This window comes from Nocardia sp. NPDC050697, from assembly GCF_040654395.1.
Taxonomy (GTDB): domain Bacteria; phylum Actinomycetota; class Actinomycetes; order Mycobacteriales; family Mycobacteriaceae; genus Nocardia.
Map to the genome: position 1 here is coordinate 378,335 of NZ_JBFAHY010000008.1, position 14,811 is coordinate 393,145.

Here is a 14,811-nt window from a genome sequence, read left to right on the forward strand (position 1 = left end):
AGTCGTCAGATGATCCTGCTGAGCTTCACGGTGCGCAACCACGGGAGCATTCGGGATGAGATCACGGTCGACCTCACCCGCCCGTCGTTGCGGACCCTCCAGCCCCGGGACGGCGACTGGAGCGCGGTGACATACCCGATCGCGGGGATCTACGGCGGTAACGCGACCGGCAAGTCCGCGGTGCTCGATGCGTTCCGGTACACGTTCGCCGCAATCGACCTGTCCGCCACGGCCTGGCAGGCATCGAAATCGATGCGCCGGGCGCCGTTCCGGCTCGACGGGACGGAGCGCACTGCATCGAGCACCTATGAACTCGATTTCGTCCACGATGGCCGCCGTCATCTGTATGGCTTCGAGGTGGACCACGACGGGATCGCACGCGAGTGGCTGCGCGACGTCCCCACCTCGCGGTGGCGTACTCTGCTGGACCGCGATCGTGCAGCCGGCACCGTGGCCTTCCACCCGAGCCTGCGCGCCAGGATCGAGGTGACCGGGCGGGAACTCGTGCTCAGCCGGTCCCTGCTGCTGCACGACTCACCCTTGTATTCCGTGGCGAATACCCTGGTCGCCGGCTTCGATTGTGTCCTGGTGAAGGACTCCCATCGCGAAGCGCGGCTGTCGAACATCGCGGATCTGCTGGCCGAGGGCAGCATCACCTTCGCCGATCTCGAGGCGCTGCTCCGAGTCGCCGACATCGGCGTCGTGCAGGTCGGCATCGAGGAGACCGAGATCCCCGAGCACATCCGTCAAGCGCTCAGCCGAATCCGGCACGAGCTGCGCGATGAGGAGGGCACCTCCGGCGAGGCGCCCGGTGACGACGAAGAGCCCGACCTGGACGACGACCAGCTCGCCCAGGTGGTGCGACACCTGACCTTCACCCACCGCGGCACCGCCGACGAGTGCCCGGCCTTCTCCATCCAGGACGAAAGCGACGGGACGATCGCCTGGCTCGCCATTGCCGTACCGGCGCTCGAGGCGCTCCGCAAGGGCGAGCTGCTCCTCATCGACGAGATCGACGCGAGCCTGCATCCCCACCTCCTCGAAGTCCTGCTGGGCGCATTCGCGGATCCCTCGGTCAACAGCAGGCAGGCTCAGCTCATCTTCACCAGCCACGAGTCCTACATTCTCTCGCCGCTGAGCGAGGTGAGGCTGGAGCCCGAACAGATCTGGTTCACGGACAAGAGCTACGAGGGGGTCACCGAGCTGACCTGCCTGGCCGATTTCCCGAAGCACCCCGACGCGAATGTGGCGCGGCGCTATCTCACCGGACGGTACGGCGGAACCCCGCGGCTGTCGCCGAGCGCCCTGGTCGCACTCGTCGACTCCGCGGCGCACTGAGGATGGCGGCGCGCAGACACGGGCGTACCGACAGGCCCAGGAGGCAGCCCGCCCGGCGAATTCTGGTGGTCACCGAGGGAACGCGGACAGAACCGCAGTACGTCGAAGGTTTGAACAGCTATCTGCGCAGCAGGGGCACAACTGCTGTCGTGAAATCGGTCCCCGTCGGCAAGGACCCGATGAAGGTGGTCCTGAAAGGCATAGAGCTTCGCGACAAGGCGGCCAGCGCTGGGAAGGATTACGACACCTGCGTCTGCCTGGTGGATGTCGACCAGCACGAGACATTGGCGGCGGCCTGCTGGCTTGCCACCCGCGAGTCGATCCTGCTGCTGGTCTCGAACCTCAAGTTCGAGGCCTGGCTACGGTGGCACGTCGAGGACAAGCACTCTGCGTTGACCACCTCGCAGCTCGACGAACTCGTTGCGAAGCTCGGGCTGGTCACGAAGAAGGTGCTCGCACCGGATTTCCCGTTCCACGCCGTGCACCAGGCATGCGAGGTCGCGCGCCGGGTGGACTCCGGCCTGGAGGCCGGGAGAATAGGACCCGATCCCTCCTCGGCGCTGCCGATCCTCGTGGATCTCATGCTCGGGCGATGAGTACTCGCCGTCAGTGGAACACCGAGGTGTCGTAGACGACCCGGATCCCCCACCAGGGGCAGGTCTCGGCCCTCGCCCCGACGACGTGCGCGCCGATGACCCCCGACTCGACCGGTGCCGGGTGCGGCCCGCCCGGGCACGCAACCCGCACGATGGTCGCGCCCCGGGCGACTACCGCGCCGCACAGCGACGCCGGTATCCATGGGCCGTGTTCGCACCCCTGCTGTTCGTATCGCATCGAACCCCCTCTGTTCTCGGACGGCGCCCACCTTCGCACCCGGGTGCGGCGCCGAACTGACAGTTCGGTGGGAGTTCTCCGGGCGCGCGGGGCAGTGCCGGGGTCGCGGGGCTTACCCTCGGAGGAGGGAGCGGATCATCTCCGAAGGGGGCCCTCGTGTCGGATAGCACCGTCGGCAAACGTATTGCGGCGCAACGCAAGATCGCCCGGTTCACGCAGGCGCAGCTGGGCCGGATCGCCGGGTACAGCACCAGCATGGTGAGCAAGGTGGAGCAGGGGCGGGAGGCGCCGTCGGACGGATTCGTCGCGGCGGTCGCGCGGGCGCTGGACACCGCGCCGGAGCGGCTCACCGGCGGTCCGCCGTGGGCGGCGATCGAGGAGGAGGGGCCGCTGGAGGGGATCGGGGAGTTGCGAGCGATCCTTGCCGAGGGCACGTACGTCACCGGGACCGAGCCGCCGCCGCTCGCCGATCTCGCCGCCGAGATGGCCGCCATCGAACTCGCCTACCGCAACGACCACGGTCGGGTCGCGTTGGCGCAGCTCCCGGGCACGCTGCGCCGTCTCTACGGCGCGCTGCACGCCGCGCCCGTCGGCCACCGGGCGCCGGTGTCGACGCTGCTCGCCGCCGCCTGGCACACCACCGAACGGCTGTGCAGGCGGTTCGGATTCCTGTCGCTGTCCCTGATCGCCCTGGACCGGCTGGACTCGGCATCGGCCGAAGCGGACGACCCGCTGTACGCGGCCCTGGCCAGGGGGCAACGTGCCCGGCTGCTCATGTACCACGACGGGAACGATCTGGGACTGCGGCTGATCGAGGAGAGCCTGGACATGATCGAGGGCTCCACCGTCGGCGCGAACACGGTCCGCGGGCACGCGCACCTGTGTGGCGCCGTGGTGGCCGCGCGCGGAATGCGTCCGGACACCGCCCGCGATCACCTCGAGCACGCGCGGGGCCTGGCCCGGCCCCTGTCCGGCGAGTCCGACCTGTACGGCACCCTCTTCGGCCCGGCCAATGTCGGCATCCACGCCTGCGCGGTGGCACTGGAATCCGGCGAGCCGGATCGCGCGGCACGGGAGGGCGCCGCGCTGGTACTCCCGCCCGGGATCGCGCCGCCGCGAGCGGGCCACCACTGGCAGGACGTGGCGCGGGCGAACCTGCTGGCCGGGCGGCCGGGCGACGCGCTCACCGCCCTGCGGCGGGCCAGGGAGGTGGCACCGCAGCAAACCCGGCTGCACCCCTCGGTGCGCGAGACCTACCTCGGCATCGTGGCGGCGGAGCGACGCCGCAGCGACAGCGTCGGCGCCTTCGGCGCCTGGCTGCGGATCACACCGTGAAAAACAGAACTCCCGCCCGAAGCACACGCCTCGAGCGGGAGTTCCAGCCGAGAAAAATCAGGCGACACCCTCGGCGCGCGCAGCGGCGGCGACCGCCTCGGCGACCGCGGGCGCGACCCGGGGGTCGAGCGGGCTGGGCACGATCTTCTCCGGCCCCAGCTCGTCGGCGACGACGCCGAGTATGGCGTTGGCGGCGGCGATCTTCATGCCCTCGGTGATCCGGCGCGCCCCCGCGTCCAGCGCGCCCTTGAAGACGCCGGGGAAGGCGAGGACGTTGTTGATCTGGTTCGGGAAGTCGCTGCGCCCGGTGGCCACGATCGCGGCGTACTTGCGCGCCACGTCGGGGTGGATCTCCGGGTCCGGGTTGGACATGGCGAAGACGATCGACTCCGGCGCCATCGAGGCGATGAGCTCCTCGGCGATGAGCCCGGCGGAGAGCCCGAGGAAGACGTCGGCGCCGGCCAGCGCCTCGGCGGCGCCGCCGTTCAGCCCGCGCGGGTTGGTGCGGCCGGCGAGCTCGGACTTGATGGCGTTCAGGTCGGTGCGCTCCCGGCTCACGATGCCCTTGGAGTCGAGCACGGTGACATCGGCGACGCCGGCCGCGAGCAGGATGTTGGTGCACGCGACGCCGGCCGCGCCCGCACCGGAGACGACCACCTCGAGGTCGGCGATGTCGCGGCCCTGGACCCGGGCGGCGCCGTTCAGCGCGGCGAGCACCACGATGGCGGTGCCGTGCTGGTCGTCGTGCATGACGGGGCAGTCGAGCGCCTCGATCACGCGCTGCTCGATCTCGAAGCAGCGCGGGGAGGAGATGTCCTCCAGGTTCACCGCGCCGAAGCTCGGGCGCAGCCGGATGAGGGTCTCGACGATCTCGTCGACGTCCTTGGTGTCCAGCACGATCGGAATGGAGTTCAGGTCGGCGAACTTCTTGAACAGCGCGGCCTTGCCCTCCATGACCGGCAGCGAGGCGCGCGGGCCGATATCGCCGAGGCCGAGCACCGCGGTGCCGTCGCTGACCACGACCACCAGCCGGTCGGTCCAGGTGTAGCGCTTGGCGAGCGCCTCGTCCTGCGCGATCGCGCGGCTCACCTGGGCGACCCCGGGGGTGTAGGCGATCGACAGGTCCCGCTGGGTCTCCAGCGGGGACGAGAGCTCCACGGAGAGCTTGCCGCCGAGGTGGCCGGCGAAGATTTCGTCGTGGGTGATCGCAGAAAGGCTGGCCGCGTCGTCGGCGCTGCGGTCCGCGGTGGCATTCGGTGCGTCAGTCACAGGTGACACGATTTCACTCCTGCTTGGTGCGTGGCTAGACCGGAAAACGGTTACCGCCGGGTATTCGGTATGAGGTGTCTCACGGGGCTCATCGATGCCGCTACCGGCCCTTTTCGGACTGGCTGTGATTTTCGTCACGCAGCAGCGGATACCGGCGAGTACCGGGCGGGCGGAACGAGAGCGCGGAGCCGGACGGGGTCATCCGGACCTGAGATCGATACTGATCCACGAGGTGCGACGGTACGTCGCGCGACGGGTCCAGCGGGATATCCGAGCCCGGCGGTGGCACAGGAGCGGAATCCGGCCCATTGTGCCAGCCGGTCTCCCGCACTGCCAAACCGGTACTCTCCGCGAAACCCACCCGTCGAGCGTAGGCCGCCGGAATTACCCCGAGGTGAGCAAAGGCTCGCCGTTCGCCGAACTCCCGCGGTGAGGGAGCACGCGGCCGTGTGGGCTCCCGCTGTGAGCCCTACTCTGACCCCGTGCGGATGGAGCTGCGGGATTTCGTGTCCCGGTGGGGTGAGCCGATCGACCCGGTCGCGGTGCCGGAGGACTACCTCGCCGAGTACGGCGAGCGGCTGCCCGGGCTCGCGCTCGCGCTGTGGCGGGAGCTCGGCTTCGCCGGGTTCGGCGCCGGGCTGCTGTGGAGCTGCGACCCGCACCGCTGGCAACCGATCGTCGACGCCTGGCTGGCGGGCGCCGCGCTGCCCGCCGGGTACGCCGGCGAAGCGATCCCGCTGCTCCGCACCGCCTACGGCAAGATCTACTGCTTCCTCCCCGGGCTCGGGCAGCGGCTGATCATCAACCCGGTGCTGTCGAAGGTCACGGTCCGGCGGCCGAACCCGATCGCCGGGCCGGCCGGGATCGACCGGGAGATGGACTCCGTGCTGCGGCACCCCCGGGGGACGTACCTGCTCGACGCCGACCCGCCGGAGTACGGCGACGACCCGCAGGAAGATCTCTTCGAGCGGATCACCGCCGGTTCGGGCCACCTCACGGCGTCGACCGTCTACAGCTTCGCGCCGCGCGTTCAGGAGGGCGGGACCATTCGCGCCGAGTACGCGACGGTGGTCGACGCGGCGGCGGAACTGCACGCGCTGCGCGCTCTCGGCCCCCCGCGAGTCGCGCACCTCTGACGGTTCTGCTGCTGCGCTACTCGGAGGTGGCTGCGGCGCGGGGTCACGGGTCGTTGAGGATTTCGCGGCCGCGCCGCGCGGGCATCGACGCAGGTGGTTGCCGCACTCGAAAGGTGCGGGTGGGCGTGGTTCAGGCCGAGGGTGGCAGCGCGGCGGTGCCGAGCGGCAGTTCGGCGGCGCGCGGACGCCCGGCTTCGCGGCGGGCATCGAGGCGGGCGACCTCGGAGCCGGCCAGCGGGTCCGTGCGCAACCAGACCGCGTCGAGCCCGCCGGTCCTAATGCGGGCGAGCCCGCGAGAATCGGCGCCGGGGTGATCGGTACGGCGGTGCAGCCCCCGGCTCTCGGCGCGGGCAAGCGCGGCATGCGCGCTCCAGCGCGCGGCGGCGAGCAGCGCGACGGCCTGGCGCGAGCGCAGCACCCCCGCGCCGGTCCCGCCGAGTTCGAAGCGGGCGGCGGGCCAGAGCGCGTCGAGCTCGGCGACGGTGTCGCGCAGCGTGCCCGCGCTGCGCCAGTAGCTGCGGCGCGGCGGGACGGTGTGCTCGCGCACCGAGCCGACCACCGCGCGCGGATCGAAGCGGCACACCGAGCGGAGCCCGGCGGGCACCGGCCCCGACCACTGCGGCTCCCGCACCGGAACCGGCCCGCCGACCCCGGCGAACAGCGCGGCCCCGGCACCGGCCCACGCCCCGGAGGCGATGGCCCACGCCCCGCCGTGCCCGCCACCGGCCCCGACCACTCCCTCGCGCGAGGTGACGTCGCCCGCGGCGAAGAGCCCGGGCACGGTGGTGGCGCCGTTACCGGCGGTCACCAGCCCGCCCGCGCCGAGCACGGTGCCGTGCAGCACCGGCCGCAGCGGCACCCGGCCCTGCTGGTCGAGCACCCGGTAGCGCAGCACCTGCCTGCGCGCGGCGGCGGCGAGCGCGGCGGTGCCCGCGAAGACGCCGCGCCCGCCGGCCAGCGCCTCGAAGAGTTCGGCGCCGGCGAACGGGAGTCCGGCGCGGTCGTGTAGCGCGGCACCGTGCAGCGGGGAGCCCGCGCCGAGCCCGAAGGGCGCACCGCCCATGGCCGGGACCAGGGCGTAGGCGCCCGCGAACTCCATGCCGGAGAGCTCGGCCCCCACCTCGGCGCCGAAGAGCAGCCCGTCGCCGGTGTCCACCTCGGTGCCGGGCGCGCCGGAGCCGAAGGCGCAGCCGCCGGTGGCGAGCACGACGGCCCGCGCACTCGCCGTCCACGGCCCGGGCCGGGCGCCGGTGCGCAGCCCGGTGGCCGCGCAGACCACGCCGTCGGCGTCGGTGAGCAGCCGCAGCGCGGGGTGGTTGTCCCGGATCACGACGCCGAGCGCGAGCGCGTAGCGGCGCAGCGCGCGCAGGTACATGACCCCGCTGACCCGCACCCGGGCTGGCAGCGGGCCGCCGGGCCCGGCCGGGTCGTCCTCGCCGGCGACGACGCGCGGCACCGGCGTCGCCCTGAGCCCGCGGTGCGCGAGCCGGGTGAGCCGCCGGTAGCTCTCGTCCAGCACGGCGTGGATCAGCGCGGCATCGCCGAGCCCGGCGCCGTGCGCGAGCGCGGCGCCGACCGCGCCGGCCCGCCCCGGCCCCGGCGGCACCGCCCAGAGCGCGGTGCTCCCGGCCGCGGTCGGGCCCGCGGCGCCGCAGCGCGCCTTGTCGGCGAGCACGACGCGGGCACCGGCCCTGGCCGCCGCGATCGCGGACCAGAGGCCGGCCGGTCCCCCGCCGAGGACGAGCACATCGGTCTCGAAGGCCTCCACGGAAAGCAATGTTCGGGCACAGTTCACCGCCCCGCAACCATTGGGACCAGCACCGAAGGGTGTGTCGTATCCGTACCGTGACCTGGGCTCCGGAAGCTATCCCCACCACTGCGTCCACAGCAACCACCCGGCTGCCGCGAATACCACCAGCGCGGCCCCGAACGCCGCCACGCCCCGCTTCCGATCAGCGAACACCTGCGCCGCCACGACGAGCACCGCGAGCCCGAGGTGCCAGGCCAGCGACTCCCCGCCGGGGCCGGGGAAACCGCGCCGCCCGGCCAGCACCGCGGCGCCGAGCACCACCAGCGCCAGCACCACCACCCCGGCCGCGACCGCGCCGCTCAGCCCGCGCAGCAGCCTCACGGCGCGATCACCTCGGCGCCGGTCGCCGCGGCCACCAGCTTCTCGAACTGCGCGGGCTCGGTGGTGCAGGCCCCGAGCGCGATGGTCTTGTTCGCGCCGTGGTAGTCCGAGGAGCCGGTGCAGAGCAGCCCGAGCTCGGCGGCGAGGTCGCGCAGCAGCGCGCGGTCGGCGGCGGGGTGGTCGGGGTGGTCGACCTCGAGCCCGCCGAGCCCGAGCCCGGCCAGGTCGCGGATCTCGTCGAGGGCGAGCAGCCTGCCCCTGGCCCGCGCCCTGGCGTGCGCGATCACGCTGACCCCGCCCGCGGCCGCGATCATCTCGACCGCGCGGTGCAGCGGGGTGTCGGCCTTCTCCTCGTAGTAGGGGCCGTCCGGCGCGAGCAGCTGCCGGAAGGCGGCGTCCACGGTGGGCACCACGCCCGCCTCGACCAGGGCGCGGGCCAGGTGCGGGCGCCCGGCCGCCGGGCCGGCCGCGGCCAGCACCGCCTCGGGGTCGATCGGCAGCCCGTCGGCCGCCATCCGCTCGGCCATGGCGCGCAGCCGCTGCACCCGCTCGCCGCGCAGCCGCTCGCGCTCGGCGGCGAAGCCGGGATCGGCGGGGTCGAAGAGGTAGGCCAGCAGGTGCGTGGCGACCGGGTAGCCGTCCTCCCCCAGCCCGACGCAGGACATCTCCATGCCGCGGACCAGGGTCAATCCCGGCGGCCGCGCCGCCTCCGCCGCGGCCCAGCCCGCGGTGGTGTCGTGGTCGGTGAGGGCGACGACGTCCAGTCCCGCGGCAGCGGCATTGCGCACCAGTTCGGCCGGGGAGTCGGTGCCGTCGGAGGCCGTGGAGTGGGTGTGGAGGTCGATGCGCACGCCGACCAGTCTTCCAGCGTGGGCCGTAGCATCGTCCGGTGCCTACCATTCCGCCGCTGCCGTTCCGCGGCCGCGGCACCGGGTCGTCGCCCGCCGTCCACCGGGTGCCGGTCCCGACCGCGCGCGCCATCGTCGACTGCGCCGTCTACGTGAACGGCGAGCGGCTGCCGGGCCGCTTCACCCACCAGACCGCGCTGGCCGAGGTGCGCAGCCGCGGCACCGGCTTCGTCTGGCTCGGGCTGCACGACCCGGACGAGGCCCAGATGCGCGATGTCGCCGCCGCCTACGGGCTGCACCAGCTGGCCGTGGAGATCGCCACCGAGCGGCACCAGCGGCCCAAGCTGGAGCGGTACGACGACACCCTGCTGCTGGTGCTGCGCACGGTCTCCTACGTCGAGCACGACCTGCACAGCGTGAGCGAGATCGTGGAGACCGGGCAGATCGTGGTCTTCACCGCGAAGGAGTTCGTGCTCGCGGTGCGCAGGGGCGAGCACTCCGGGCTGGTCGAGCTGCGCCGCACGCTGGAGGCGAGCCCGGCGCAGCTGGCGCTCGGCCCCGGCGCGGTGCTGCACGCCATCGCGGACAAGATCGTCGATTCCTACACCGCGGTGGCGCAGTCCATCGAGGAGGACATCGACGAGATGGAGGAGGAGGTCTTCACCCCGCGCAGCCGGGTCGGCATCGAGTCGATCTACCAGCTCAAGCGCGAGGTGGTGGAGCTGCGCCGCGCGGTGAACCCGCTGGCCGCGCCGCTCCAGCTGCTCAGCCGCAACGCCGACCTCCCGGTGCCGAAGGAGGTGCGGCGCTACCTGCGCGACGTCGCCGACAACCACACCTCGGTCGCCGAGCGGATCAACGACTTCGACGACGCGCTGAGCGCGCTGATCAGCGCCGCGCTGGCCAAGGTCGGGGTGCAGCAGAACACCGACATGCGCAAGATCTCGGCCTGGGTCGCCATCGCCGCGGTGCCGACCATGATCGCCGGGATCTACGGCATGAACTTCGACCACATGCCGGAGCTGCACCAGAGCTGGGGCTACCCGGCGGTGTGGGTGGTGATCGTGGTCAGCTGCAGCCTGCTCTACGTCAACTTCCACCGGAACGACTGGCTCTAGAGCTGGGCCACCCCGCGGTTCGGGTCGCGCACGTCGATCCCGGCCTCGGCCCACGCCTCGCGCAGCGCCTCGGCGCCGCGCAGCCGCACCCAGGCCGCCTCGGTGGCGGTCACCGGGGTCACCGTCAGGTAGCGCACCGGCTCGGCCGGCTCCTCCAGCTCGACCTCGGGGATATCGCTGGCGCCGAGCAGCACGGCGGTGAACGGGGCATCCCGCCAGATCGGCTCGCTCAGGTCGAGCAGCGCGTCGGCCTGCAGCACGACGCCCTCCACCGCGGGCGAGGCGGCGAGCACGCCGAGCGTGCGGGCCAGCCCGGCGGCGGCGCCGAGCCCGGCGTGCAGGGTGAGCGTGAGCTCGGCGCGCGGGCCGCGCAGCGGGTCGGCGAGCAGGTCGTTCGGGTCGCCCATGGGGTGCCGGGAGCCGCCGAGCGTGAGGTAGTGCACATAGTCACCGGAGACCAGCCGCAGGATCTCGATGGGCTCCAGGCCGAGAAAGGTCACCGAGGCCGAGTCCACCCCGGTGCGGTCCGTGCCGAAGTGCCCGAGCACGCCGGAGCGGACCCGTTCGATCACATCCATGCTCAGATCGCCAGCCGCGCCAGCATGTCCCTGGCCTGTTCGGCCGCCTTGGGATCACAGAGCACGTCGTAGCGCCCGGCCACCAGCTGCATGGTGGAGGCGAAGTCGCGCTGGCCGCGGGTGGCGGCGTAGGGAATCGAGGTGGAGATCACCCCGAACACGATGCCACCCAGCAGCCCGACCAGCAGCGGGCCGATGGCGCCGCCGGTGGTGAAGAGGCTGAGCAGCAGGCCGAGGAAGAGCCCGAGCCAGGCGCCGGAGACCACGCCGCCGCCGATCACCTTGCCCCAGTTCAGCCGGTAGAGCACCCGCTCGACCTGCATGAGGTCGACGCCGACGATGGTCACGTTCTGCACCGGGAACTGGTTGTCGGCCAGATAGTCCACGGCCCGCTGCGCCTCGGCGTAGGTCGGGTAGGAGCCGACCGGCCAGCCCGACGGCGGGGTGGGCAGGCCCTGCCCACCCCGGCCGGAATTCCCCAGGGGATTCGTCATGTCCCCATTGTGCTATTCCGCTGCGGCCCGCGGCGGGGTGAAACGCGTGGTTCGCGTCATTCCCGCGGCCCTGCCCTGCTCCGCGACGACCTGCGCCATCTTGGCGCTGGCCTCGTCGATCATCTCGTCGCCGAGCATGACGGCGCCGCGCGCGCCGCCGTCGGCCGAGGTGTGGAAGGCGTACGCCTCCAGGATCTCCTCGGCCTTGTCGTACTCGGCCTGGCGCGGGCTGAAGATCTCGTTGGCGGCCGCCACCTGGGTGGGGTGCAGCACCCACTTGCCGTCGAAGCCGAGCGCGGCGCTGCGCGCGGCGGCCCGCCGGAAGCCATCGAGATCGCGGATCTGCAGGTAGGGGCCGTCGATCGCCTGCAACCCGTGTGCGCGGGCGGCGAGCAGGATGGTCATCAGGATGTGGTGGTAGGCATCGCCCGGCTCGTACCCCTCCGGCTGCTCGCCGACGACGAGGGTGCGCATCCGGATGCTGGCCATGAAGTCGGCCGGGCCGAAGACCAGGGTCTGCACCCGCGGGCTCGCGGTGGCGATCTCGTCGATATTGCGCAGCCCGATGGCGTTCTCGATCTGCGGCTCGATCCCGATCCGCCCCGGCTCCAGCTGGTGCGCCTGCTCCAGCTGGGTGAGCAGCAGGTCGAGCGCGCGCACCTGCCCGCCGTCGGTGACCTTGGGCAGCAGGATGGCGTCGAGCTGCGAGCCCGCGCCCTCGACCACGGTGATCACGTCGGCGTAGGTCCACGGCGTGGTCCAGTCGTTCACCCGGACCACGCGCAGCTGCTCGCCCCAGCCGCCCTCGTTCAGCGCGGCCACGATGGTGGCCCGCGCCGCCGCCTTGGCGACCGGTGCGACGGCGTCCTCCAGGTCGAGGAAGACCTCGTCCACCGGGAGCCCCTTGGCCTTGGCGATCATCTTGGGATTGCTGCCGGGTACGGCGAGCACGGAACGGCGCGGCTTCATGAACCCTCTCCTGTCGTCGGCTCAGCTGCCGTGGCGCGACGCGGCGCCCGACCGGGGAACCTCTAGCCTGACAGGCATGGCAGCTACCAGGGTGTACGTCGCCCGGCTCGCCGGTCTGGCGGTGCTGGGACCGGACGGGGAGTCTATCGGCAGGGTGCGCGACGTGGTGGTCGCCGTCCGCTACGACCGGCAACAGCCCAGGGTGCACGGGCTGGTGGTGGAGCTGCCGACCCGGCGGCGGATCTTCGTCCCCATGCTCCGGGTGACCGCGATCGAGCCCGGCGTCGTCACGCTCAACACCGGGACGGTGAGCCTGCGCCGCTTCACCCAGCGCCCCGGCGAGCTGCTCGCCATCGCGCAGATCGTGGACTCCTCGGTCCGGGTGCACGACTCCGACCTGCCCGACCTCGACGACATCGACGTGCTCGTGGTCGACCTCGGGATCGAGCTCACCCGCACCAGGGACTGGCGGGTCACCCGGGTGGCGGTGCGCGGGCACCGCAGGCTGGGCAGGCGGCGCACCGTGCACGTGGTCGATTGGGTGCGGGTCACCGGCCTCACCCCGTACGAGATCGGCAGGCCGGGCCAGGACGTCACCCAGCTGCTGGAGCAGTTCGAGGGGTTGCGCGCGGCCGACGTCGCGCAGATGCTGCGCGAGCTCCCGGAGAAGCGCCGGGTGGAGGTGGCCGAGGCGCTGGACGACGAGCGCCTCGCCGACGTCGTCCAGGAGCTCTCCGACGACGACCAGGTGCGGCTGCTCGGCAAGCTCGAGGTGGGCCGGGCCGCGGACGTGCTGGAGGCCATGGACCCGGACGACGCCGCCGACCTGCTCGGCGAGCTGGAGACCGGCGAGCGGGAGTCGCTGCTCGCGCTCATGGACCCGCAGGAGTCCGAGCCGGTGCGCCGGTTGCTCCAGCACTCCCCGGACACCGCGGGCGGCCTCATGACCCCGAAGCCGGTGATCCTGACTCCGGCGACCACCGTCGCCGAGGCGCTGGCCCGGGTGCGCAACCCGGACCTCACCCCGGCGCTGGCCTCCATGGTCTTCGTGGTGCGGCCGCCGACCGCCACCCCCACCGGCCGCTACCTGGGCTGCGTGCACCTGCAGGCGCTGCTGCGCGAGCCGCCCGCGCACCTGATCGGCGGCATGCTCGACTCCGCGCTCTCGCCGCTGCTCCCCGATATGTCGCTCTCCGCGGTGACCAGGTACTTCGCCACCTACAACCTGGTCTGCGGCGCCGTCGTCGACGCGGAGAACCATCTGCTCGGCGCGGTGAGCGTGGACGACATCCTCGACCACCTGCTCCCGGAGGACTGGCGCGACCAGGAGGAACTACCGGAAGGGGTCGCGAGCAGTGACCGATGACAGCCTCGTCCGCACGGTCCCGAACGCGGGCGGCAGCAGGCCCCTCAGCTCGGACCGGCAGCGGCTGGAGACCCCGGCCGCCGGTGGCCGCTTCCGCATCGACTGGGACTCCGATGCGCTGGCCAGGGGCAGCGAGCGGATCGCGCGCTTCCTCGGCACCGGCCGCTACCTGGCGATCCAGACCCTGGTCGTGGTGGTCTGGGTGCTGCTCAATGTCTTCGTCATCGCGCTGCGCTGGGACCCGTACCCGTTCATCCTGCTCAACCTGGCCTTCTCCACCCAGGCGGCGTACGCCGCGCCGCTGATCCTGCTGGCGCAGAACCGGCAGGACAACCGCGACCGGGTCTCGCTGGAGGAGGACCGGCTGCGCGCCGCCCAGACCAAGGCCGACACCGAGTTCCTGGCCAGGGAGCTGGCCGCGCTGCGGATCGCCGTCGGCGAGGTCGCCACCCGGGACTACCTGCGCCGGGAGCTGGACGAGATGCGCGAGGTGCTCGACCGCATCGAGGCCGCCGCGGGCGGCCCATCGGACACCGCCGCCGCTTCCCGGCATCCGGGACGATCCGGGAAGCCGGTCAAAGCGAATCGCAAGAAGAGTGCCGCGCACGCGCCGGCGCCACCACCTGCCACGGAGGAGCACGTCGACGACGATCTCGGCAATCGCCCGACAACGTTCTGACCGGTGGGTAACCTGGATACCGTTGTCCAGAGCAGCTGAAGGGAAGGGGATGTCCCGGACAGTTGCTCCCATGACGATAGATTGGTGAGTGATCACGTGCGCAAATCTGCCCCGATCACGGTGTCACTACTGGTAGCAGCGGGTTTGGCGTCCGTCGGCTCCGGGTCGATGGTCTCGGCCCGCGATGTCGGCGACGCGGGCGAAGCGCTGCTGGTGGGGTCGACCGGCACCGGCACGAGCCCGGGCGCCGACCCGTCCCAGACACCGCAGTCCCGCATTGTCGGGTTGCTTCCGCTCGACAACAGCGGGATTGCCCGCGAATTGCGGGCGGTGGTGCCGCCCGCGGATGGTGCGGTTCCGGTGGGGGGTGGTCCGGTGTTGCGGAGTATCGCGTTGCCGTCGGGGTCGGGGTTGCTGGGTATTCCGGAGGTGGTGCTGGCGGCGTATCGGAATGCGGAGCTGGCGTTGGCGTCGGCGCAGCCGGGGTGTGGGGTGTCGTGGAGTCTTTTGGCGGGGATCGGGCGGATCGAGTCGGGTCATGCGGGGGGTGGGCGTACGGATGCGGCGGGGACGACGGTGACGCCGATCTTCGGTCCGGTGTTGGATGGGTCGTTGCCGGGTAACGAGGTGATCGCGGCGTCGGGTGGTGGGTTCGTGCGGGCGGTGGGGCCGATGCAGTTCCTGCCGTCGACGTGGGGGCATTACGCGGCGGATGG

The 14,811-nt window shown here is 72.2% G+C and carries 15 protein-coding genes and 1 pseudogene; 8 read left to right on the forward strand and 8 right to left on the reverse strand.

Going from position 1 to position 14,811, the window contains the following annotated elements:
- Positions 1 to 9 precede the first annotated feature (9 nt).
- Both AB0H71_RS26970 and AB0H71_RS26975 read left to right on the forward strand, forming a co-directional pair.
- Positions 10 to 1,338: an ATP-binding protein gene (locus tag AB0H71_RS26970; RefSeq protein WP_357026296.1), complete on the forward strand. Its 1,329-nt coding sequence runs from the start codon at positions 10 to 12 to the stop codon at positions 1,336 to 1,338.
- 65 nt (positions 1,339 to 1,403) lie between these two features.
- Positions 1,404 to 1,934 carry an RloB family protein gene (locus tag AB0H71_RS26975; RefSeq protein ID WP_357026298.1) on the forward strand — a complete coding sequence of 177 codons (531 nt, stop codon included), beginning with the start codon at positions 1,404 to 1,406 and terminating at the stop codon, positions 1,932 to 1,934.
- Between the two features lie 10 nt (positions 1,935 to 1,944).
- Here the strand turns inward: AB0H71_RS26975 and AB0H71_RS26980 are convergent, their stop codons facing one another.
- The gene (locus AB0H71_RS26980) at positions 1,945 to 2,085 is read right to left on the reverse strand and encodes a hypothetical protein (protein WP_357026300.1); all 141 of its coding nucleotides are present in this window, start codon (positions 2,083 to 2,085) and stop codon (positions 1,945 to 1,947) included.
- A 243-nt stretch (positions 2,086 to 2,328) separates the two neighbouring features.
- On the opposite strand from AB0H71_RS26980, the gene AB0H71_RS26985 reads away from it, so the two are divergent.
- Positions 2,329 to 3,507, forward strand: coding sequence for a helix-turn-helix transcriptional regulator (locus AB0H71_RS26985; protein WP_357026302.1), 1,179 nt, complete (start codon positions 2,329 to 2,331; stop codon positions 3,505 to 3,507).
- Positions 3,508 to 3,564: 57 nt separating this feature from the next.
- On the opposite strand, the gene AB0H71_RS26990 is transcribed toward AB0H71_RS26985, so the two are convergent.
- The gene (locus AB0H71_RS26990; RefSeq protein WP_357026373.1) at positions 3,565 to 4,713 is read right to left on the reverse strand and encodes an NADP-dependent malic enzyme; all 1,149 of its coding nucleotides are present in this window, start codon (positions 4,711 to 4,713) and stop codon (positions 3,565 to 3,567) included.
- Positions 4,714 to 5,264: 551 nt separating this feature from the next.
- Between AB0H71_RS26990 and AB0H71_RS26995 the strand changes: the two genes are divergently transcribed.
- Positions 5,265 to 5,912, forward strand: coding sequence for a GAD-like domain-containing protein (locus tag AB0H71_RS26995; protein WP_357026375.1), 648 nt, complete (start codon positions 5,265 to 5,267; stop codon positions 5,910 to 5,912).
- 130 nt (positions 5,913 to 6,042) lie between these two features.
- Here AB0H71_RS26995 and AB0H71_RS27000 read toward each other — a convergent pair whose 3' ends face one another.
- From AB0H71_RS27000 to AB0H71_RS27010, 3 genes are all read right to left on the reverse strand, one after another.
- Positions 6,043 to 7,680 (reverse strand): FAD-binding protein, encoded by a 1,638-nt coding sequence (locus AB0H71_RS27000; RefSeq protein ID WP_357026304.1) that lies wholly within the window; start codon positions 7,678 to 7,680, stop codon positions 6,043 to 6,045.
- Positions 7,681 to 7,776: 96 nt separating this feature from the next.
- A complete protein-coding gene (locus AB0H71_RS27005) occupies positions 7,777 to 8,043 on the reverse strand; it encodes a hypothetical protein (RefSeq protein ID WP_357026306.1) in 267 nt (88 codons plus the stop codon).
- Positions 8,040 to 8,894, reverse strand: coding sequence for a PHP domain-containing protein (locus AB0H71_RS27010; protein ID WP_357026308.1), 855 nt, complete (start codon positions 8,892 to 8,894; stop codon positions 8,040 to 8,042). Before AB0H71_RS27010 ends, AB0H71_RS27005 begins: the two co-directional genes overlap by 4 nt.
- Before the next feature lie 47 nt (positions 8,895 to 8,941).
- On the opposite strand from AB0H71_RS27010, the gene AB0H71_RS27015 reads away from it, so the two are divergent.
- Entirely contained in the window at positions 8,942 to 10,009 is a 1,068-nt protein-coding gene (locus tag AB0H71_RS27015) for a magnesium and cobalt transport protein CorA (protein ID WP_357026377.1), read from the forward strand.
- On the opposite strand, the gene AB0H71_RS27020 is transcribed toward AB0H71_RS27015, so the two are convergent.
- Genes AB0H71_RS27020 through AB0H71_RS27030 form a run of 3 tightly spaced genes read right to left on the reverse strand, consistent with a single transcriptional unit; the run spans position 10,006 to position 12,050 of the window.
- Positions 10,006 to 10,587: a suppressor of fused domain protein gene (locus AB0H71_RS27020; RefSeq protein ID WP_357026310.1), complete on the reverse strand. Its 582-nt coding sequence runs from the start codon at positions 10,585 to 10,587 to the stop codon at positions 10,006 to 10,008. The genes AB0H71_RS27015 and AB0H71_RS27020 overlap by 4 nt on opposite strands.
- A 2-nt stretch (positions 10,588 to 10,589) precedes the next feature.
- Positions 10,590 to 11,081 (reverse strand): general stress protein, encoded by a 492-nt coding sequence (locus AB0H71_RS27025; protein ID WP_233020275.1) that lies wholly within the window; start codon positions 11,079 to 11,081, stop codon positions 10,590 to 10,592.
- A gap of 12 nt (positions 11,082 to 11,093) precedes the next feature.
- Entirely contained in the window at positions 11,094 to 12,050 is a 957-nt protein-coding gene (locus AB0H71_RS27030; protein ID WP_357026312.1) for a CoA ester lyase, read from the reverse strand.
- 76 nt (positions 12,051 to 12,126) lie between these two features.
- Here AB0H71_RS27030 and AB0H71_RS27035 point away from each other — a divergent pair, with 76 nt between their 5' ends.
- The 3 genes and pseudogenes from AB0H71_RS27035 to AB0H71_RS27045 form a co-directional block, all read left to right on the forward strand.
- The gene (locus AB0H71_RS27035; RefSeq protein ID WP_357026314.1) at positions 12,127 to 13,416 is read left to right on the forward strand and encodes a CBS domain-containing protein; all 1,290 of its coding nucleotides are present in this window, start codon (positions 12,127 to 12,129) and stop codon (positions 13,414 to 13,416) included.
- A gap of 64 nt (positions 13,417 to 13,480) precedes the next feature.
- Entirely contained in the window at positions 13,481 to 14,095 is a 615-nt protein-coding gene (locus AB0H71_RS27040) for a DUF1003 domain-containing protein (protein WP_357026379.1), read from the forward strand.
- Positions 14,096 to 14,179: 84 nt separating this feature from the next.
- Positions 14,180 to 14,811: pseudogene (locus AB0H71_RS27045) on the forward strand (lytic transglycosylase); the annotation flags it as partial.